Genomic DNA, 21,168 nt, shown 5'->3' with positions numbered 1-21,168 from the left:
ACCAGCATAAAAAATCCGAAGTTAGCTAACTTCGGATTTTTTTTATTCAAAAACAGCAACAGCTCTTACAGGAGAGCCTGTACCGCCTCTTATTTTTAAAGGAAGCCCTATAAAGCGAAATCGTCCTCTGTTTATCAATTTATATAAATTAATCATATTTTCATAATGCGTAAATTTTAATTCCCCGCAAATATGATGTACTTCTTTATTAGAAATTTTTGGAATACCTGGTGACATGGTTTCAACACCAAAAGCGGCTATTTTTTGTTCACCTAACCAACGAGCGCATTCTGCTGTAATTCCAGGACCTTTGCCCCAATTATCAGTATTAAAATGTTTGCGATAATGATCAGTATATAAAAGAACTGTATCTCCTTTATTTATGGTTTGGTTGCTTTTAAGTAAAGCCGTTTTAACTTCTTTAGTAGTGATTAGTTCTTGTAGTTTTTTATGTGAAAAATCTAAACAAATTCCTTCTGTATAAAACATAGAAAGTGGCATTGTGTCAATAGATTTACCAATATATTTGGCCTCCATATGGTTTAAAGCATCAACATGAGTTCCGGTATGTTCTCCCATTTCTAATTTATAAACCGCGGGAGTTTTTGTTGCTGGGTTTTTAATTCCGTCCCATTCTTCGTGCGTATTATGAACTGTCATTTTTACTTGAGGAAGACTTTTATAAACTGGCATCCCTTCAAATATTTCTTGACTTAAATCTATAATTTCAGACATAAACTATAATTCAATTTTTACATTATAATTTTCTAGTTCTTTTACGTAATCATGTGGGGTAAATTTATCCCCATCAAATTCATCTTGACGTTTATTTTTCATTTCAATTCGTTTTATAGCTTTTAAAAAACGACTAACCTCAATATCATTCTTAACAATTAAACCAGGAACCTCAATACTTTTTCCTTCATCATCTTTGGCAACCATGGTAAAGTAAGAAGAATTACAATGTTTTTTTTCTCCTGTTCTAATATTTTCGGCATCGACACGAACACCAACAACCATTGAGGTTCGTCCTGTGTAATTTACAGACGCTTTCATGGTAACTAATTCACCAACTTCAATTGGGTTTAAAAAATCTACTGTATCGACAGATGCGGTAACACAGTATTCTCCTGAGTGCTTTGATGCGCAAGCAAAAGCTATTTGATCTAATAATGATAATATGTATCCTCCGTGAATTTTACCACTAAAATTGGCATGTGAAGGAAGCATTAATTCAGAAATCGTAATATAAGTTTCTGCTACCTGTTTGTATTTTTTATTGCTCATTTTCTTGCTTTAATCCTCTAAAATGCGGAGAAACTTCTTCTTCTACTTTTGTTATAAAATATTTGGTATCTCCCAACCAAAGTAAAGCGTCATAACGCTCCTTGTAGGTAACTTTAACATAGCGACCTTGAAATTTTTGTAAATCAGCTATTACTTTCTTTTTTTGATCTTCAACAGAAAAAGAAAAAATTTGTGCTCCAGAAATTCCTTGACTTATTTCTCCTTCCCATGTTTTTATAAGTACACCTTTGTAACTAATCTTTATTAATTCACCAGAACGAACCCCTTCGCTGTAAGGAACATAATATATAAACGCGTAATACAAACTAGCAATTACCAAGATAACGCCAATAATAAGTGTTAATATTTTTTTCATAAAACAAAAGTAATATTAATACTCCTAGTAAAATAGTTAAAAACTAAAAACATATAAAGTTTAAAATGCAAAATGTTGTTTGTGTGTTGTTTAATGTTGTTAATATGATTTTTGTAGTTATTTGTAGGGGTTTAATATGTGGTAATAGTGTTTTTTTGTTAGGGTAATTAACCATCAATATTTTATATTTGTAAAAATTAAAAGCATAAGATGAATTACATTTTATTTGATGGTGATGTTCGTACATCACTCTTACCTTTTACGTATACTAAACCTGTAGCTGATATTAGAGTTGGTATTTTAACGATTCGAGAAAAATGGGAAAAATATTTAGGATCAACAACTACTACCATAACGGAAGCATATTTAGAAGAGAAGTACCCAATGGTTGAAATGGAAAAAAATGTATTGTTAAATGCTTCTTTTTTACCAACAAAGTCATTGATTAAAGAAATACAAAGTTTATCTAAAAATCAAGCTATTTTTAAAGGAGAAGATGTCATTGCTTTTTATACAGAAGATACACAAGAGGAAGTAGATTTTTCTTTATATAAACAAATTGAATTTGAAGAAGAAATCATTCAAATAAAAAATACATGGGATATCTTTTCATTAAATGATAAAGCAATAAAGATTGATTTTGATTTAATAACTGAAGGAAGAGAGTCTGAGCCTATACCAGAAACAGTTAACTATATAAATAAAAAAGATATATTTATTGAAGAAGGAGCAAAACTATCATTTGCTACTTTAAATGCAACTAATGGACCAATATATATTGGTAAAGATGCTGAAATTATGGAAGGTGTTCTTGTTAGAGGGGCATTAGCAATGTGTGAAAAATCAGTATTAAAAATGGGAGCAAAAGTATATGGAGCAACTACTTTAGGACCATGTTGTAAAGTAGGAGGTGAGGTTAATAACTCTATTTTAATGGGATACTCTAGTAAAGGACATGAAGGGTATTTAGGAAATTCAGTGATTGGTGAATGGTGTAATATAGGAGCTGATACCAATAATTCTAATTTGAAAAACAATTATGCTGAAGTAAAATTATGGAGTTATGAAACGGGGCGTTTTGCTAAAACAGGATTGCAATTTTGTGGATTAATGATGGGAGATCACTCTAAGTGTGGTATTAACACCATGTTTAATACAGGGACAGTTATAGGAGTGTCAGCAAATATTTTTGGAACTGGATTTCCAAGAAACTTTGTCCCTTCTTATAGTTGGGGTGGAGCAGCTGGTTTTACAGAGTATAAAACAAATAAAGTTTTTGAAGTAGCAGAAGTTGTAATGAAAAGACGTGATATAGAGTTTGATGAAAAGGAGAAAAAAATTCTAGAACATGTTTTTGAAGAATCTAAAAAATATAGAAAATACTAGCAAAAACAACTTTACGTAATAGTAAAGTTAGAAATATACTCTAAAAACAAAATTTGGAGTTATACCCAAAGAAAGTTTATCAGCTTTTGCTAATTCATAAGAGATAGTATTATCACTGTTTAGCGTAGGCATTGCTGTGTAAGTTCTATTAATAATATTTTTTTGATTATATATGTTTAAAATAGATATTCCAAATTTACCTTTCCAGTTTTCTGAAAAGTTAAAAGAATATGTTATAGATGTATCTAAACGATGATATTTAGGTAGTCGTTTAGAATTCATATTGTTGGTGTCTAATACAATTACAAGATTTCCGTTATTCGTATTCGTTCTTAATTCAAGAGCTTCAGTGTAAGGGTTTCCTGTTCTATGCATCCATCCTAACGAAAATTCATAGTTTTTATACTTAAAAGCATGTGACCATGAAAAGTAGTTGGTAATATCATGATTAGAAGGGAAAAAAGTGTTTTCTAAATCTAAAAATTTAAATTGATTTTTTGTGTATGAATAATTAACCCAGGTTCGGTAGTTTCTAAATTTTTTATTAATAAGTATATCAATACCAAAAATTTTTCCTTCTCCATTAGAAAAATCTTTTGTTTGATCATTGTAACCTCTTGTTTGAGAGGTCATACCGCTTACATTTTTAATATAAGTATCAAAATCTATTTTCCATTTGTTTTTATTAAAAATTAATCCTGATGAAACTTGAAAACTTTTTTGTAGTGGAATATTATTATTATTTACTTGTGCCCAAATTTGATTCTCTAAATCGAAGCCTAAGCTAGAGGATTGAAACTCTATTATTTGTCCTAATGTTTGATGTTTTTGTTCTAATGAAACCTTAAAGTTTAAACTATTGTTTATTTTTTTTTCTAAATAAAGTCTTGGCTCTAAGACTGATTCGTTTATTTTATTAAAATAATTAAATCTGACACCAGCATTTATTTTCCAACTTTTAGTATCATATATATATTCAGAGAAAAAAGAATGTGTATTATTAGTTCCTTTGTCTTGCTGAATAGAGTTATTAGTACCGTTATCTTTAGATTCAGTTTCGTCTTCTAATAAATATTCAGTTTCGTTTGATAAAAAGTCATAACCGAATAAAAAACTTGTGCGATTATTAACTTTATATTTTATATTGTATGAAAAACCAAAGTCGTTAACTGAATTTTTTTTTGAGGACTTTTTGATTAAGTAATTATCAAGATACTTGTAGTTACCATAATAGTTTAAATTAAAGTTAGAGAAATATACTTTAAAATTTTGTGTTAATTTATACGTTAATTCGTTGTTCCAAACAATACTTAAACCGTTACTTCTAATATCTAAGTCATTTATATAACTATCTTTATAAATAGGTATTTCGAAGTTATAAGATAACTCATTTATAGTATGTAAATAGCTAAAAGATAGGCTTTTAGTAGGTGTAGGTTTGTATATGAATTTAGCTGAATAGTCAGAGAAAAAGAAATGATTGTTTCTGTTAAAAGAGACGTTTTTAGTTAGTATATTTCTTTCTTGATTAGCATTAATTGTTTGAAAAACTCTATTTGATAATTTATCAAAAGTAAAGGTGTTAAAAACATCGTTAAAAGAACGTCTCAGGGAAGTTGTGAAAGCTGTCTTTTTAGATAAAGGAATTCTTATATAAGCATCAGCATGTGTCATGTTAGTACCAAAACCACCTGTTATTTTTTGAGGGATACTATCTATTGTTTTTATGTCAATTACACCAGCAATTTTATTACCATATCTGGCTTGGGTCCCACTTTTAGAAAGGGTTATTTTTTTTGCGGTATATGGGTTAAAGGCAGATAACATTCCAAAAAAATGACCAGAATAATACATTTTTATTCCATCCCAAAAAATTAAATTTTGATCAGGAGTACCACCTCTTATGTATATTCCAGCAGCTGTTTCGTCAGGACTTTGCACACCAGGTATAATTTTTAAACTTTCCAACACATCTGGTTCTGTTAAACCAGGTAATACTCCCAACTCTTGTGGTAGAATAGCGATAGATCCGTTTTTATTTTTATTAATTCCAGATGTAACATAACTATCTATTAAAACTTCATTTAAGAGATTATAATTCTCTTTTTTTTCTAGTAAAGTAATAAAATAATACTTATTTGTTATTTTATTAAATTTAAGAAGTGTTTTATTTTCTATTGCTATTATAAATTCTCGTAATGAGCACTTCTTTTTAGTTAAGGAAAAAAAAACTTTTTCAGTAATGTAAGCATCAAAAGAAAATTTAACATTAAAGTTTTCTTCCGCTTTTTTTAACACCGTTAATATTGGTGCATTAGAAAAAGCAATGTCTATTTTTTCTTGAGAAAAAACAGACATTGCTAAGCTTATAAAAAGAATACTTATTTTTTTATTCATCAGATTTTAATATCACTGAGCTATTTTTTGCTAATTTAAAAGAAATTTTCATAGGAGCAAAAACAGTTTTTAGTGCGATATTAACATTTTTATGAGTAAAAGTACCTGTAAAACGTTTATTGATATTTACTTTACTGGTGTTTATTTTTAGGTTATATTGTTTTTCTAAAGCTAAAATTACTTTACTAAGGGGGGCGTTATTAAAATTACTTTCACCATCTACCCATAAAGGTTTTTTTAAATAAAATTTCCAATTTTCACTTTTATTTTTATAGCTTCTAAAAGCTTCTCCTTTAGTTAGAATTATTTTTTTATTATTTTTTGAAGTAACTTTTACACTTCCTTCAAAACATTGTACTTCAATAAAATTACTTGAGGTGTTTACGGTAAACTTTGTACCTAACACAACAACATTTCCTTCGTTTGTGTTTACGGTAAAAGATTGACCTTTTTCTACTTCAAAATATGCAGTTCCAGTTAAAGATAAAGATCTTTTATTGTTCCAGTTGTTTTTTTTAAATTTTAAACTAGACAAAGGAGAAAGGTGTGCAACAGAATTGTCAGGTAAGGTAACAACCATTTTTTCTCCATAAGTTGTTGAAAAAACCGTATTATTATCATTGTTTAAATAAAAAATAGTTAAAAATAAAATAATAGAAGCAACAGCACTATATAACCAAGTAGGTTTTAGTCTTAAAATTTTTGTTGATTTCTTTTTGTGAGCTATTTTTTCTGAAACAGTACTAAAAGCGTCTTTTAAATTATAGTCAGGTACCTTTAATAACTTTGTAGCGTCATTTATTTTTTTAAATTGATGATATTCTTCAGAATTTTTAAACTGTTTTAACTCTTCTGTTGATAGATCATTTTCAATCCACCGAGCTAAAAAAGTCTCATCTGTATAATATTCTTTTTTCATATTTTGTTTTTCACACTTGTAGTATAAGAACAATTAAAAGTTTAATTACCCTACTTATTAATGCGTATTGTTAAATTTTACCAATTTGTTCTTTTAGTATGAGCAAGGCTTTGCTCATTCTTTTTTCTACTGCTTTTACTGATATTCCTGTAATTTCGGCTATTTCAGTATATTTTTTCTTGTCAATTCTACTTAAAAGAAAAACCTCTCGTTGTTTTTCTGGTAGATCAGCAATTGTTTTTTTAAGTTTTTGATGAAATTCTTTTTCTTCTAAAATAAATTGAGGTGTTTCATTTGTTTTATCTAGATAAATATTTTTTCGATAATGTTCTAAAACCACTTTTTTGTGAGCTATCTCGTTTAAAAAACGATTGTTTGCAACTGTATATAAAAACGATTTAGCTTTTTCAAATATCACTTTATCACAGTTGTCCCAAAGTTTTATAAATGCTTCTTGTACTAAATCTTCGGATTGCTGCATGTTTCCACATTTATAGTAAATGTAGTTTCTTAAGGTTTGTGAATGTTTGTTAAAAATTTTTTCGAAATTTTTTTGTTCACAAACAGATTTTTGAGGAAGGTTGTTCATATAAAGTATAACAAAAATATAAAATTGAAATTAAGTAGTATCCAAAAAAGTTTAAATACTGACTAAAATTTTTTATAGATAGGTAATTTCATATGTGATTTTTCGTAATGAGGTGTTTTTTTGTAAATAAAATTTAATTGTGCGTGGGTGTTTTTTGCAAACTTTTTATCTGTTTTTATTTTGTGGTCAAATTCTTTTTTTATGATTGGGTTATCTTTTAAGAATTGAGTAGCAACATCTTCAAATACATAAGCTGAAAACCCTTCTTTTTGTTGTAAAATAGTATCAAAAAAGTTCCAGTTAAAAAATGAATCGGTCGCTTCGGCTTCTAAAGTTTCAATAATATATCGAATTCCATTTTGTTTTGTAGGAATATAAATATCTCCTTTTTTAAAATGAATTGTTTTTGTTGTTGTTTTAACAGTTGTGTTATGATGCAAATAATGCCCCTCATAAGCTGCTTTTTTTGTGTTAAAGCTATTGATGTGTTGAGTTTCTACTATTAGAGTAGTGTCGTTTTTAAAAGGAGTAAACTTAATTTTATTATCAATAAGTCTTTGTGTTATTCTATGCCAACCTTTTTGTAATATATAGGCTTCAGGAATATTTATTTCCTTTATTATTTTAAAATTATTGTAATAAGAAATTGTTTTATTGTATGGTTTAGATTTATCGTAAAACAATCGTTTTCCTGTGGTTACTTTACTAGGTATGTAAGTGCCTTCATATCCTTTAAAATTAATTTTGCTAGTATTTTCTTTATCAATCTTAAAGGTAATAGGGTAAGTTTTGTTGTTAATAATTTTAGCAACTGCATTTTTACGAAGCAATTTTATTTCTGATGATTTTTGTTCTGTGAAATCTAAAGTAGAAAACAATAATTCATAGGTTTGTATTACACGTGTTTTATAAGGTTTTAACATGTGAGTTTCTACCATTAAACCTAAAGTGTTGAATAATGTTGTGTAGCCAGTTGAATATCTAGGTGAGTCATAAAATTGCGACCATCCTTTTTCAGGGGTATTTCCCCATACATTAACATAAGGTGTAATGGGAATTTGTTTTTTTGCTAAAGAATTTTCGATGTAAGGACGCATTTCTGTTTCTAAAAATTGTCCTAATTTTCCACCCAGTTTATTGTGCTGGGTAAATAAGTGGGTAATTGCATATTGGTAATCGGCACCATTACTTACGTGATTGTCAATAAAAACATCAGGGTTTATGGTATGAAAAATTTCAGCAAAAGCAGCGGCATTTTTAGTGTCTTGCTTTATAAAATCACGGTTTAAATCGTAATTTCGAGTATTTCCTCTAAAACCATATTCTTTTGGGCCATTTTGATTGGCGCGTGTATGCGAATTTCTATTTAAAGCACCTCCAATATTGTAAACAGGAATAACGCAAATAAGTGCGTTTTTATATGTTTTTTTTAGTGAGTCATTTTGAACAATATCGCGTAAAAGTAACATGGATGCATCAATACCGTCTGATTCACCTGGATGAATTCCGTTGTTGATTAAAATTCTGTTTTTTGAAGAGTCTTTTAATTTTTTTAAATCAATTTTTCCATCAGCATTAAAAACTATTAAATGTAGTGGTTTTCCTGAATCAGTTTCTCCCATTTCAAAGAGTGAAACTTCAGGGTAATTAGTAGCTAATTTTTGATAAAAAGAAATTACATCTTTGTATTCAGGAGTTTCAGTTCCGTTTGATGTTTCAAATAAGGTGGTAAAATCGTCTGTTTTTTTTGTTAATTTTTTTTGACATCCGAAGGAAATCAACAATAAAAGTAAGAGTGTTTTTTTCAAAATAAAAAGAGTTAAATTTTTACAGCATCAGGAACTAAACCAGTATAATCACCATCATTTCTAATAACATCACGTACAATAGATGATGAAATATAGCTTTTACCAGACGAGGTTAGTAAAAAAACAGTTTCTATTTCAGATAGTTTACGGTTGGTATGTGCGATGGCTTTTTCAAATTCAAAATCAGCCGGGTTTCTAAGTCCTCTTAAAATAAACTGCGCGTTTTCTTCTTTACAAAAATTTACGGTTAAACCAGAGTAGGTAACGACTCTAATTTTTGGTTGGTGTTTAAAAGTTTCTTCAATAAAACGTTTGCGTTCTTCTAAAGAAAACATGTATTTTTTATCAGAGTTTACACCAATAGCAATTACGAGTTCGTCAAACAAGGTAACACCACGTTCAATAATATCTACATGTCCTAAAGTAATAGGATCAAAAGATCCTGGGAAAATAGCTTTTTTCATAAAATTAGGTATTTAAAAAGGTGTTTTTTATTAGCCAAAAAAACAACCATTTTTATCTTTTTTAATTATTTGAATAATTTTATCTAAGTGTGTTGATTTCGGAAAAGGTTTGTACAGTTCCCATTTTTCACTAGCGCGCATCCAATATAAGTTCCATTCTAATTTAGATTTATAAAATCTAATTTTAGCAAACTCGATATGGTTTTTTTCTTCTGGGTTAAGCCAGTCAGGTCTAATTTCATAAAGAATAACGATGTTTTTATCAAAAGAATACCCAAAGTCTAATTGTTTTCTAGTTTCAATATCTTCAGGTCGTATTGATGCTACAAAATTTTTAATTGTAGCTTCATTAATATTTATGGTAGTGTTTTTCATTTAGTTTCTTTTAAGGCCGTTTCAATAGCGTTACCAAATAATTCGGCTAATGAAATACCTGCGCAATTTGCTTGTTGTGGCAAAATACTAGCTTCTGTTAAACCAGGAACAGTATTTATTTCTAAAAAATGTGGCTCGTCGTTTACGAAAATAAATTCAGAACGTGAAAAACCACTCATATTTAAAACTTGATAGACACGTTTAGCAACATCGATAACTTTTTTTTCTTGTGATTTAGAAATGCGAGCAGGAGTAATTTCTTGTGATTTCCCTTCGTATTTTGCCTCGTAATCAAAAAAGTCATTTTCCGAAACAATTTCAGTGATTGGTAAAACGGTAATTTTATTTTTGTAGTTGATTACTCCTACAGAAACTTCAGTTCCGTCTAAAAAACTTTCAATTAAAATTTCAGAATCCTCTTTATAAGCTATTTCTAAAGCAGGTATTAATTCTTGCTTAGTATGTACTTTTGATATTCCAAAACTAGAGCCTGCGTTGTTAGGTTTTACAAAACATGGTAAGCCTACTTTGGTAATAATATTATCTATATTTATAGTATCTCCTTGATTTAAATATATTGATTTTGCAGTAGCAATGCCGTATTGTTTAACAACACTTAAGGTATCACGTTTATTAAATGTTAGTGCCATTTGATAAAAAGGAGCAGAAGTGTGTTTTAGTCCGATTAAATCGAAATAAGCTAGAATAGTTCCGTTTTCGCCTGGTGCACCATGAATGGCATTAAAAACACAATCGAAAGTTATTTTTTTTCCATTTACATCTGCAGAAAAATCATGTTTGTTTATAGGGAATTCATCATTGTTGTCATCAACCAAAACCCATTTGTTTTTTAAAATATAAATTTTATAAGCAGTATATTTTTGCTTGTTAAGATGCTTATAAACCACGGCACCGCTTTTTAAGGAGATTTCAATTTCAGAGGAATAACCTCCCATAATTATAGCTATGTTTTTTTTCACTTTAAATACTTTTGATTTATTAATTTTATAAAATTGATTGCCTAAGTTTATACAAACTTACCAAAAAAACTCGTTTAAGAGTTCATGAATTAAAAATAGTAATTTTTTTACTGTAAATTTGCGCCAGCTTACAAAAAAAGGATATGAATAATTTTATAGGAAACCTTAAAGGTTTATTTCAATTTATAAAGAGTAAAACATTTTTAATTCAAATAGGGATTGCTGTTATATCGCTGTTATTATTTGTTTTTACATTACAATGGTGGTTGGGAGTAACCACAAATCATGACCAAAAAATACAGGTACCTAATTTGCATAAAATGTCGTTAGCAGAAGTTGAAAAGAAGTTAGATGAACTTAATTTAGATTTTATTATAATTGATAGTGCAACTTATAACCCTGAATATCCAAAAAAATCGGTGATAGAACAAGACCCTACAGTAGGAGATTTTGTAAAAGAAAAACGAAAGTTGTATTTAACTTTAAATCCGTCTAAATATAGAGATATTGAGGTGCCTGATTTAAATGGAAGAACAAAAAGACAAGCAACAACACATTTACAATCTCAAGGTTTTATAATCGGGAAAAAAATTACTTGGGTAAGAGATATAGGTAAAAATGTAGTAAGAGGTTTGAAATATAACGGAAAGATAATTGAGCCAGGAACAAAATTACCAAAAAAAACAACGATTAATCTTGTTTTAGGAGACGGTAAAAGGTAATAAAATATAACTGATTTATGCAGGAAGATGTAAATTTAGCAGCCGAAAATGATGACTTATATGAGCATCACAGATTTGTTGCAACTGATGGACAGGAGCCATTAAGGGTAGATAAATTTTTAATGAATTTTATTGAAAATTCAACGCGAAGTAAAATTCAACAAGCGGCCAAGGCTGGTAATGTTTTGGTGAACGATCAAATAGTAAAGCCAAATCATAAAGTAAAGCCAAAAGATGTTGTTCGTGTGGTTTTAGCATACCCGCCAGCTGAAAATTTATTAGTAGCTGAAGAGCTTCCTTTGGATATTGTATACGAGGATGATGCAGTAATTGTGGTAAATAAACCAGCAGGAATGGTAGTGCATCCAGGACATGGAAATTACTCAGGTACTTTAGTGAATGGATTAATTTATCATATTGAAAATTTACCAACAAACTCTAATGAACGTCCAGGGTTAGTACATCGTATTGATAAGGATACCAGTGGTTTGTTAGTGGTTGCAAAAACCGAATTTGCAATGGCGCATTTATCAAAACAATTTTTTGATAGAACTACCGAGCGATTATATTATGCGTTAGTATGGGGCGATGTAAAGGAGGATACTGGAACTATTGAGGGCCATATTGGACGTAGCTTTAAAAACCGTTTGCAAATGGATGTTTTTACTGAAGGCAATCATGGTAAACATGCTGTAACACATTACAAAGTTTTAGAGCGTTTAACGTATGTTACCTTGGTGCAATGTAAATTAGAAACTGGAAGAACTCATCAAATTAGAGCGCATTTTAAACACATAGGGCACACACTTTTTAATGACGAACGTTATGGAGGAGACGCTATTTTAAAAGGAACCACTTTTACAAAGTATAAGCAATTTGTGCAAAATTGTTTTAAAACACTACCAAGACAAGCGTTACATGCAAAAACATTAGGTTTTACACATCCTACAACAGGTGAGTTTATGCAATTTAATACTGAAATACCTACAGATATTGAAAATTGTTTAGTGAAATGGCGAACGTATTCAGAAAATTCAAAATTTGAGGAAGTGTAAGTAAAACTATGTTTTATGAAATGATAAAAAAAATCAGCTATTATTTAATAATAGCTGATTTTTTTATACAAGATAGTAATTTAATTTAAACGCATGTTAACCAGGCTCATAATGCGTTCAAATTGTTCTTTAAGGCCCATGTCAGAATTGTCAAATTCAATAGCATCTTTGGCTAGGGTTAAAGGAGAATCCTCTCTAGTTGAGTCAATTCGATCACGTTCTTGAACATTGTGTAATATTTCTTCATACTTTACAGTATCTCCACGATCTAATAATTCTTTATAACGACGTGTAGCACGTTTGTCTGCTGAGGCTGTCATAAATAACTTTAATTCAGCTTTAGGAAAAACTACGGTTCCAATGTCGCGACCATCCATAACTATACCTTTGTTTTTTCCCATTTCTTGTTGCTCTTGTACTAGTTTTTTTCGAACTTCTGAAATTGTAGCGACTTTACTAACCAGTTTAGAAACTTCAATAGTCCTAATTTCTTTTTCAACATTCGTGTTGTTTAAAAAAGCTTCAGCAAAACCTAAGCTATCGTTAAAAATAAAAGAAAGAGAAATGTTTTGTAAGTTTTTAATTAAATCTTCAGGGTTAAAATGTGTTTCAGAAATAAAATTCTGTTGCATAGCATATAAAGTAACAGCTCTGTACATTGCGCCAGTATCAACATAAATATATTCAAGTTTTTTAGCTAACTGTTTAGCAATAGTACTTTTTCCTGTAGATGAAAACCCGTCAATAGCAATAATAATTTTTGATGTCATAGCTTAAGAGATTTGAAATACAAATATACGTTAGAATCTGTTATTTTTTGTGATGAATATTAGCGGTTTTAAAGTAGAGATTAATAAGGGTTAATTAATTGTCAATGAGTGTGTTATTTATTTGTTTAGTGTTAAGTTTGTGTGTTTGGAATAGAATTTATATATTAGATTTTATTTGTTGTATAAAAAGTATACATTTGATGTTTCTTAAAATCCCCATAATTAATGAAGAAAAAGACTAAGAGTATACTAAGACTTTTAGGTTTATTCCTTTTTTGTGTTAGTACTAATTTAATGTCACAAACGTTATTGAAACCTGAGTTACAGTTTTCTTCAGCGTGTGATGATGGTGCTACAACAGATTTTACAGTGAGGTTTAAATATGCTACAACAACTTTTCCTAACGACAATCAATTTACAATAGAACTGTCGGAGGCTGATGGTACTTGGGGGAGCCCTACTAACGTTGGTACAGTAACTACAGAAAATTCTTCTTTTACATTTGATAGGTCTTTTCAGTTGCCTAATGATACTTTTGGTGCTAATTATAAAATTAGATTAGTTGCTTCTTCGCCTGCGATGACAAGTCCAGAATCGGATGCTTTTGAAGCATATAAAATAATTAATGGAACTTTTATTTTAAATAATTTTGAAAATGTAGTTTTATGTGAGGGGGGGGCAGAAGAAGTCATTTTAAACACAACTCAAAAAGGGCAGTACGAGTGGTATAAAGATGGTAGTTTAATTACAACAACAGTTGATCCTGTATTTGAGGTGTCAGAGACAGGTAAATATCAAGCAAAAATAAATTATGGAGCTTGTGGTTTTAAAGAGTCAACCTTAATAGATGTTGTTGTTTTTAATGAATCAGACACACAAATAAAAGGTCCGTTAACTGTTCAAATATGTGGAGATGAATCACATACTTTTGAGGCGAATGTAACAGACGCTTCGTTTACTTATGATTGGTATTTTAATAATACGTTAGTACAATCTTCAAATTCTGCTACCTATACCACACCTACAGCAGGGCAATTAGGAACTTATCATTTAGAAATAGATACAGGAAGTTGCCAAACAGTTTCAGATAACGTAGAGTTAAAGCAAACAACATCAGCAGATTTTAATGTAAATACATCCGGTAATTTAAAAACAATTTATTTACCTGGAGAAACCCGTGAACTCTGTATAACTCACGATGCATCTTCAGCAACCATTCAATGGTATAAAGATACAAACCCCTTGGCAGCAAGAACTCAATTATGTACAAATGCCACAGAAAAAGGAGTGTACTTTGCAAGAGTAACTAAAAGTTCTTCTGGGTCATGTAATATTGTAGTTGATTCTGATGAGTATGAACTAATTGGTGTAAAATCGTTTGATGTCGTTGTAAGAACAGCAACAGATTATGAGGAATGTAATACAGCAACAACAACATTAAGTATAGTAGGAGTAAAGGCAATTGGTGAAGATGATCAAGAATATGATTTAACAACAGCTCAAATTGCAATGTTAAATTATCAATGGAATAAAGGAGGTGTAGCTATATCGGGTGCCACGGAAGATGAATTTTCAGTAAATTCATATCTTGAAAGTGGCTTGTATACATTGTCAGTTAATGTAGGAGGTAAAAACGGTATCTCAAATGAATTAAATGTAAAATTAGTAGAAATTCCTGAAATTTCTTCGACAACAATATCAAACTCACTCTGTGCAGGAGGTTCTATTATTTATATAATCAATAATGTAATAGCAGGATATACTTATAAATGGGTTAAAGACGGAACTGAAGATGTAACTCCGTCAGATCCTAGTTCACTTGAAGTTACAGAAGTAGGAGAATATGTGTTGCAATATTCTGGCTTTGGTTGTGCTAATGAGTTAGCCGCAATTGAAGTTGTTTTGTTTGATGATTCGGCAGTTACAATAACCCCATCAGAAAAAGTTGTAATGGAAGATGGAAGTGTTGCCACAATAGTTGCTGCAGGAGGCGAATCTTATGAATGGTATGAAGGAGAGGATGTTTTAGGTACATTATTGTCTACGACCGAAGAGTTAACAGTAAGTACCTTAGGTTTTTATACTGTATTGGTAAAGGTAGGTAACTGTGAGTTAACAAAAACAGTTGAAGTAGTAGAGCCAGATGATCAAATAATAGTACCTAATATTATATCGCCAAATCAAGATGGGATAAACGATACATGGAAATTATCAAACACATATGCATTCCAGCCCTCAGTAACCATTGAGTTGTATAACTCAAATGGAAAGGAAATTTTAAAAATAACCGATTATAAAAATGATTGGCCAGCTGAAGATTTAGGAAATCAGAAAATATTTTATTACAAAATAATAAAAGACGATACATTAATTAAAGCAGGAACAATATCTGTATTAGATTAAAAATAAGAATGATTAAGAAAATAATAGTATGTATAGTGATATTAATAAGTGTGTTTTCATTAAAAGCACAGACTTATAATAACGCGCAGCAATATAACAGTTTTACTTCACGAAACTTTATGAAGTTTAATCGTTTTTTAACAGTGCCAACATTTTCGGCATTGAAAGAAAATAAAACATCAATTACCGCAACTGTTCGTAATAGTAATGTTGATTTTGAAGATAACCCTAGATTATATTTAGGTACTTATTCTGGTAAAATGCGCGAAAATGTAGGAGCCGGTTTTGCAATTTATCAACAAGAGGTAGGTGTTTTTAAAGATTTTGGAGCCTTAGTAAATTATGCACAACGATTACAATTAAATGAAACGATGGATTTAACCTTTGGTTTTAATTTTTTGTATAGTAGAAGAAGTGCTAATGCGTTAAAGGTTAATTCTACTGTTCCAGATCCACAAGTAGCAAATTTTCAAGACACCCCTATTGTAATGTTACAACCAGCAGTTACGGTGTCATTTGGTAAGTTTGATGTTGGTGTATTTTTTGAAAACTTAGTAGACTTTAATTTAAAAAGTAGCGAAATGGCTACTTCTTTTGCCGAAAAAACATTTTCGCTTCATGCGATGTATTCTCATGAACTTACGTATGCTTCAGGAATTTTAGAAGGAGCAGATTTAAGAGCCTTACTAATGGCTAGAAAACCTGGAGAAAACGAATTTAGTGTAGGAGGAAATGTAATTTTAGATTTACCTAAAGCAGGTTGGTTAAAAGCAGGTTATGACAAAACTTACGGGATTTCAGCAGGTTTAGGTGTAAATATTTCTGAAAATTTAGCTGTTGGAATCAGTTATGAAAAAAGTAGTTTTGCAGCAACTAATGAAATAGGGTTAATTTATAACTTCGGTAAAAAATCATATACAAGAAATAGGCCAGTAAGAAGAACAGGAAGTGTAAAAGTAACATTACCAGAAAGAGCTCCAAAAAATGATTATAAAAACGAAGAGCATAATGATTTATCTGACGAAATTCAAACAGCACAAGATTCAATAGATATATTAAATAAAAAAGTTGATGAAGTGTTACGACTGTTAAAAAATCAGCCAATACCAAAGCAAAAACCAATAACACCTTCGGTTAAAGAAGAGGTAGAAGCAAAAGACACATCATTAAAAAGAAGATCAGATAAACCTTGGCGTCAAAGTACAATTACTTATGCTGGTGGCGGTGGTACAATGTATTATGTTGTTGCTGATAGATTTAGAGATAAAGAAAATACAGAACCCTTAATAGAAAAGTTTAAAAGATTAAATTTAGAAGCAAAATATATATACGAACCACAAAAAAAATGGTACTATGTATATGTTGATAGATATGCAAAAGAAGAGGATGCTGATGAAAAAGTTGAAGAATTAACCGATAAAACTCGTTTATTTGAAAATGATGATAAAAATGATGCCTCATCTATAAAAATTAAAAAAAGTGGTAAAGATCCTGTATATGTTGTTAAATTAACTATAGGTACCAGCGGTGATAGTTATAAGGAACCTAAAACACAACCACCAGCAAGAGTTAGAACTATGTCGGGTAATATGAAAGGAGTAGCCCCTGGCTACTATATACAGGTATATGTAAACTCTAAAAAATCACTGGCAGATAGAAATGTTGATGAGTTAAGGAATGATGATATAGATGCAGGATATTTTATAAACCCAACCACAGGTTATATGCATGTGTATATAGCAAAAACTGATAGCAGAGAAGAAGCTATTAAGTTGTATAATAATAATTTAAACGGTTCTTTTTACGACCGTAAAACGATAGTACGTATAAAATAATTAATTTGTAAGCCCCCAACAATTAATTCCCCAATGAAGATGATGAAAAAATTACTAATAATATCAATTTTTCTACTACAAATAACCAATTTGTTTGCACAAGAAAAAAACAATATAGTTGAAGGATATTTAACAGCAGCAGAAAGAAGAGCAGACGTTCCTTTTAAAGAACGTTATAATACAAGGGTAAGAGGTAATATGACCTTTGTAGCTAATAATATTTTAAATGTAGAAGGTTGGGTGTATGAGTGGAATCGTTGGACCTATTATTATAGTGAAGATGCATATGATGGTTATGGAGGTAATCATTCATTTAATTTGCAATATATTGATGTAGATAATGATAATACCACATTTTCATCTTCAAAATCATCTTTAAATTTACCAGATTGTTCTAGAGTTGTATACGCAGGGTTGTATTGGGCAGGAATTTATCCGTATGATAATTGGAACGAAGAATCGGCAGGTGTAAATACTCGTGATGCTGATTTTAACACCATGAAGTTTAAAGTTCCTGGGGGTAATTATGTCGATTTAGTTGCAGATAAATTTGATGTAACAAAAAGAGAATTGATATTTGATGATGGAATAGCAACAGAAAAACCATACGTATGTTACAAAGACGTTACAACAATGGTACAAAGCTTAACAAATGTTGCTGGTGACCCAGATGCAAATGGAGATTATTACGGAGCAAATATTAAAGCAACTCTTGGTCAGGATAATATAGGTAGTCGTTTAGGATCATCAGCAGGTTGGGTAATGGTAATTATTTATGAAAATGAAACTCAAAAAAATAAAAAGTTTTATCTTTTTGATGGGTTTTCAACGATAAAGAAAGACACAAATGATTATACAGATGTACCGGTAAGTGGTTTTCAAACAGTACCTTCTGGACCCGTAAGAGCAAATCTTATGGTAGCTGCTTTAGAAGGAGATAGGTCAATTACGGGTGATGCTTTTCAAATAGAAAGAAGAAATTCAGGAAATTTTGAAACTTTAACCACAGGAAGTTTAAATGGTACAACAAATTTTTTTAACGGATCTATAACCCAAAATAATAGTTACTTACCAGGAAGAGACCCTAACAGTCAAAATACATTAGGTTTCGATGTTGATATGTTTACGTTAAATAATGGAACAAAATCAATTTTAAATAACGGTCAAACAAATACTACGTTACGATTTACAACTTCAGGAGATTCTTACTGGCCCTTTTTATTAGGTATGTCAGTTGAAGTAATTGAGCCTAAAGTGCAGTTAATTAAAACAATACAAAATGCTGCAGGAGCAGATATTTCTGGACAAACAGTAGGTTTAGGAAGTGAATTGTTTTACAATATACGTTTTCAAAATGTAGGTACAGATAACGCTAAAAATACAAGAATTATAGATATTCTTCCAAAAAATGTTGATTTTTTACCAGCTGATTTAATATTACCGCCCGAATTAGAATCTACAAGAGCTCAAGTATTAAGTGATTATGAACCACCAACAGCAGCTAACAATTTTAGAGGGAAATTAATATTTAATATACCAGATGACCTTGTTGAAGAAAATGATGGGTACTATGATATAAAAATAAAAGTAGCAGTTGTTAGTGATTGTAGTCAGTTACGTGATGTATGTTCAAATAGAATATCAAATCAAGCTTTTGCTAATTATGAAAGTGATAGAGGTGGAGCACCACCAATTAACAATGAAGAGAGTTTTGCTGGTTTAGATGATTGTAATTTTGGAATTGTAGGTACTTCTAATTTTTTAGTTGACACTAGCGGATGTAGGTATGAAAGAACAGAAGTAATTTGTGGTAGTAGTACAACATTAATTGCAGGAGCAGGTTTCTCAGCTTATGAATGGAGAGATAGTTCAGGAAACATCATAGGTACCTCAAGAAACCAGTTAGTAACAAGTACAGGAACATATACTGTTAGAACAACAGCACCATCAGGTTGTATTGACACTGAAGAAACAGTAAATGTAGTAGGGTATAATTCAGAACCAAATCCGTTAATACCTTTCTCAGATCAAATGCTTGTTTGTGCTAATAATAGTTTAGATTTAGCAGAGATATATTTATGTGGCGATGGAAATTCAAGAACAATTAATTTACCTTTTGATCCAGCATCAGCAACAACTGTCAAATGGTATAAGTTAGATGAAGCCTCATGTAATGATGAAACTCGAGCAGGATGCCCAAATGTAGATACGGGTTGTGATTGGGGTACTCCATTATCAACAAATTTTTCTTTAAATGTAGCTGATGAAGGTGAGTATCGTTTAGATGTAGAGTATGATGGGCAATGTCCTAAAAGTTACTATTTTAACGTATTTAAAGCAACTTTAAATCCAGATATAGTAGAACTTGATATTTTTTGTGGATCAAATGGTTCAATTACAGTAAATAATATACCATCAAATTATCAATATAGTTTATCAGGACCTGGCGGATACAACGCTCCTTATCAAAATAGTAATGTATTTGATAATTTAACTACGCCAGGAGATTATGATTTAACAATTAGATTAAACAACCCGTCAGCTGCTTCATGTGAATACACATTCGGTTCAATTAATATTCAAGAAAGTGATATTGATTTTATAGTAACTACTAGCAATATGGAGTGCTCAGATGGTACAGCAAGTATTAATGCACAAGTAAATAATATAATAGGTGACTATACGTATACCTTAACCCATAGTACAGCAGGTGTTGTTGCTACTGAAGGACCAACAGCTAACAGTAGTCATTTATTTGATGGTTTAATAGATGGAGGTTCGTATACTGTAACAGTAACTACAGCACAATGTACTGCCTCAGAAACAGTAGTAATTGATAAGCCAGCCCCAATAAATTTAGCAGCTTTAAAGTTAAAAGATATTAGTTGTGAAAACGGTAGTTCTGATGGAATTATTCGATTAACAGCAACAGGAGGTACTGTTGATACAGTTTCAGGAAATACCTATAATATCGCTGTATGGACAAGTCAAGGAACAGATTTATACACACAACCTTCAGATGTTCCGTTTTCAGCATTTTTAACACCATCTGCAAATCCATATACTTATAACATTCCTGTTGGTAATGAAGGGGAATACCGTTTTATCGTTTTTGATGATAATGGTTGTTATTCAATTTCAGAACCAATTACTGTGATAAGAGAAGCACCATTAACATTTACACATACAGATGTTAATGTTAGTTGTAGCGGTCAAAGTGATGGAACAACAAATGTTCAAGTAGTTGATGATTTAGGGTATGCTATACAATACAGTATTGATAATACTAATTGGTTTGCTTCAGGATATTTTGATAGTTTAGCTACAGGAACATATACTGTATATGTTCGTGCAACTAAAACATCTTACCAATGTAACTATGAGGTTACAGATATTGAAATCACTGCGCCAGATGTATTATCAGGAAGTTCAAGGCGAAGTCAAGATTATACATGTACTCAACAAGGAGAGATAACGGTAGAAAATGTAACAGGAGGAACAGCACCTTATACTTATACATTAAGTGATGGAACAACAACAACAACTTATACAACTGATACGGTAACATTTGATCATGCATTTGGTAGTTTAGCAGATGGTACGTACACAGTAACTATAAGTGATGCAAAGAGATGTTCTATAACTTTAGCACCCATAACGATAGCGGCATTACCAGAGGAGCCAACATTTAGTAATGCAGTAACCTATGCGTGTGACGGAACAGGAACCATAACCTTAACACAATTAACACCAGCAGCACCAGGAACGTATAATTATACTTTAGGAGCAACGAATAATACTA

At 30.6% G+C, this 21,168-nt stretch carries 17 protein-coding genes; 6 read left to right on the top strand and 11 right to left on the bottom strand.

The genetic code is table 11. The features are described from left to right. Positions 1-42: 42 nt before the first annotated feature. The 3 genes from Q4586_RS12020 to Q4586_RS12010 are packed head-to-tail and all read right to left on the bottom strand — an operon-like array spanning position 43 to position 1,663. Positions 43-735, bottom strand: a complete 693-nt coding sequence (locus tag Q4586_RS12020) for a cyclase family protein (protein WP_068706404.1) — start codon at positions 733-735, stop codon at positions 43-45. A gap of 3 nt (positions 736-738) precedes the next feature. Further along, the gene (locus Q4586_RS12015) at positions 739-1,287 is read right to left on the bottom strand and encodes an acyl-CoA thioesterase (RefSeq protein ID WP_068706406.1); all 549 of its coding nucleotides are present in this window, start codon (positions 1,285-1,287) and stop codon (positions 739-741) included. Then, the gene (locus Q4586_RS12010; protein ID WP_068706408.1) at positions 1,277-1,663 is read right to left on the bottom strand and encodes a 6-phosphogluconate dehydrogenase; all 387 of its coding nucleotides are present in this window, start codon (positions 1,661-1,663) and stop codon (positions 1,277-1,279) included. Before Q4586_RS12010 ends, Q4586_RS12015 begins: the two co-directional genes overlap by 11 nt. Positions 1,664-1,873: 210 nt before the next feature. Between Q4586_RS12010 and Q4586_RS12005 the strand changes: the two genes are divergently transcribed. Next, positions 1,874-3,049, top strand: a complete 1,176-nt coding sequence (locus Q4586_RS12005) for a GlmU family protein (protein WP_068706410.1) — start codon at positions 1,874-1,876, stop codon at positions 3,047-3,049. A 27-nt stretch (positions 3,050-3,076) separates the two neighbouring features. Here Q4586_RS12005 and Q4586_RS12000 read toward each other — a convergent pair whose 3' ends face one another. The 7 genes from Q4586_RS12000 to Q4586_RS11970 all read right to left on the bottom strand — a co-directional run bounded on the left by Q4586_RS12000 (position 3,077) and on the right by Q4586_RS11970 (position 10,581). After that, a complete protein-coding gene (locus Q4586_RS12000; protein ID WP_303529247.1) occupies positions 3,077-5,446 on the bottom strand; it encodes a TonB-dependent receptor plug domain-containing protein in 2,370 nt (789 codons plus the stop codon). Next, entirely contained in the window at positions 5,439-6,365 is a 927-nt protein-coding gene (locus Q4586_RS11995; RefSeq protein ID WP_303529244.1) for a FecR family protein, read from the bottom strand. Before Q4586_RS11995 ends, Q4586_RS12000 begins: the two co-directional genes overlap by 8 nt. Before the next feature lie 70 nt (positions 6,366-6,435). Further along, complete coding sequence (locus tag Q4586_RS11990) at positions 6,436-6,954, bottom strand: RNA polymerase sigma factor (protein WP_303529242.1); 519 nt, start codon at positions 6,952-6,954, stop codon at positions 6,436-6,438. A 62-nt stretch (positions 6,955-7,016) separates the two neighbouring features. Continuing rightward, positions 7,017-8,762 carry a M14 family metallopeptidase gene (locus Q4586_RS11985; RefSeq protein ID WP_303529239.1) on the bottom strand — a complete coding sequence of 582 codons (1,746 nt, stop codon included), beginning with the start codon at positions 8,760-8,762 and terminating at the stop codon, positions 7,017-7,019. 11 nt (positions 8,763-8,773) lie between these two features. Then, positions 8,774-9,226 (bottom strand): pantetheine-phosphate adenylyltransferase, encoded by a 453-nt coding sequence (coaD, locus tag Q4586_RS11980; protein WP_068706416.1) that lies wholly within the window; start codon positions 9,224-9,226, stop codon positions 8,774-8,776. 30 nt (positions 9,227-9,256) lie between these two features. Further along, positions 9,257-9,601 carry a DUF3024 domain-containing protein gene (locus Q4586_RS11975; RefSeq protein WP_303529234.1) on the bottom strand — a complete coding sequence of 115 codons (345 nt, stop codon included), beginning with the start codon at positions 9,599-9,601 and terminating at the stop codon, positions 9,257-9,259. Next, positions 9,598-10,581 carry a D-alanine--D-alanine ligase gene (locus Q4586_RS11970; protein WP_303529231.1) on the bottom strand — a complete coding sequence of 328 codons (984 nt, stop codon included), beginning with the start codon at positions 10,579-10,581 and terminating at the stop codon, positions 9,598-9,600. Before Q4586_RS11970 ends, Q4586_RS11975 begins: the two co-directional genes overlap by 4 nt. A gap of 143 nt (positions 10,582-10,724) precedes the next feature. Between Q4586_RS11970 and Q4586_RS11965 the strand changes: the two genes are divergently transcribed. Further along, the gene (locus Q4586_RS11965; protein ID WP_303529229.1) at positions 10,725-11,303 is read left to right on the top strand and encodes a PASTA domain-containing protein; all 579 of its coding nucleotides are present in this window, start codon (positions 10,725-10,727) and stop codon (positions 11,301-11,303) included. 17 nt (positions 11,304-11,320) lie between these two features. Then, positions 11,321-12,358, top strand: coding sequence for an RluA family pseudouridine synthase (locus Q4586_RS11960; RefSeq protein ID WP_303529226.1), 1,038 nt, complete (start codon positions 11,321-11,323; stop codon positions 12,356-12,358). Between the two features lie 80 nt (positions 12,359-12,438). Here the strand turns inward: Q4586_RS11960 and cmk are convergent, their stop codons facing one another. After that, complete coding sequence (gene cmk / locus Q4586_RS11955; RefSeq protein WP_068706425.1) at positions 12,439-13,128, bottom strand: (d)CMP kinase; 690 nt, start codon at positions 13,126-13,128, stop codon at positions 12,439-12,441. Positions 13,129-13,422: 294 nt separating this feature from the next. Between cmk and Q4586_RS11950 the strand changes: the two genes are divergently transcribed. The 3 genes from Q4586_RS11950 to Q4586_RS11940 form a co-directional block, all read left to right on the top strand. Further along, entirely contained in the window at positions 13,423-15,531 is a 2,109-nt protein-coding gene (locus Q4586_RS11950; RefSeq protein ID WP_068706427.1) for a T9SS type B sorting domain-containing protein, read from the top strand. Between the two features lie 8 nt (positions 15,532-15,539). Further along, a complete protein-coding gene (locus Q4586_RS11945) occupies positions 15,540-17,366 on the top strand; it encodes a PorP/SprF family type IX secretion system membrane protein (protein WP_084443226.1) in 1,827 nt (608 codons plus the stop codon). Between the two features lie 39 nt (positions 17,367-17,405). Further along, positions 17,406-21,168: SprB repeat-containing protein (locus Q4586_RS11940; RefSeq protein ID WP_303529219.1), on the top strand; the 3,763-nt coding region annotated here is incomplete at its 3' end.

The organism is Tenacibaculum soleae, from assembly GCF_030549005.1.
GTDB classification, from domain to species: domain Bacteria; phylum Bacteroidota; class Bacteroidia; order Flavobacteriales; family Flavobacteriaceae; genus Polaribacter; species Polaribacter soleae.
This window is presented reverse-complemented; position numbering and strand designations above follow the sequence as displayed.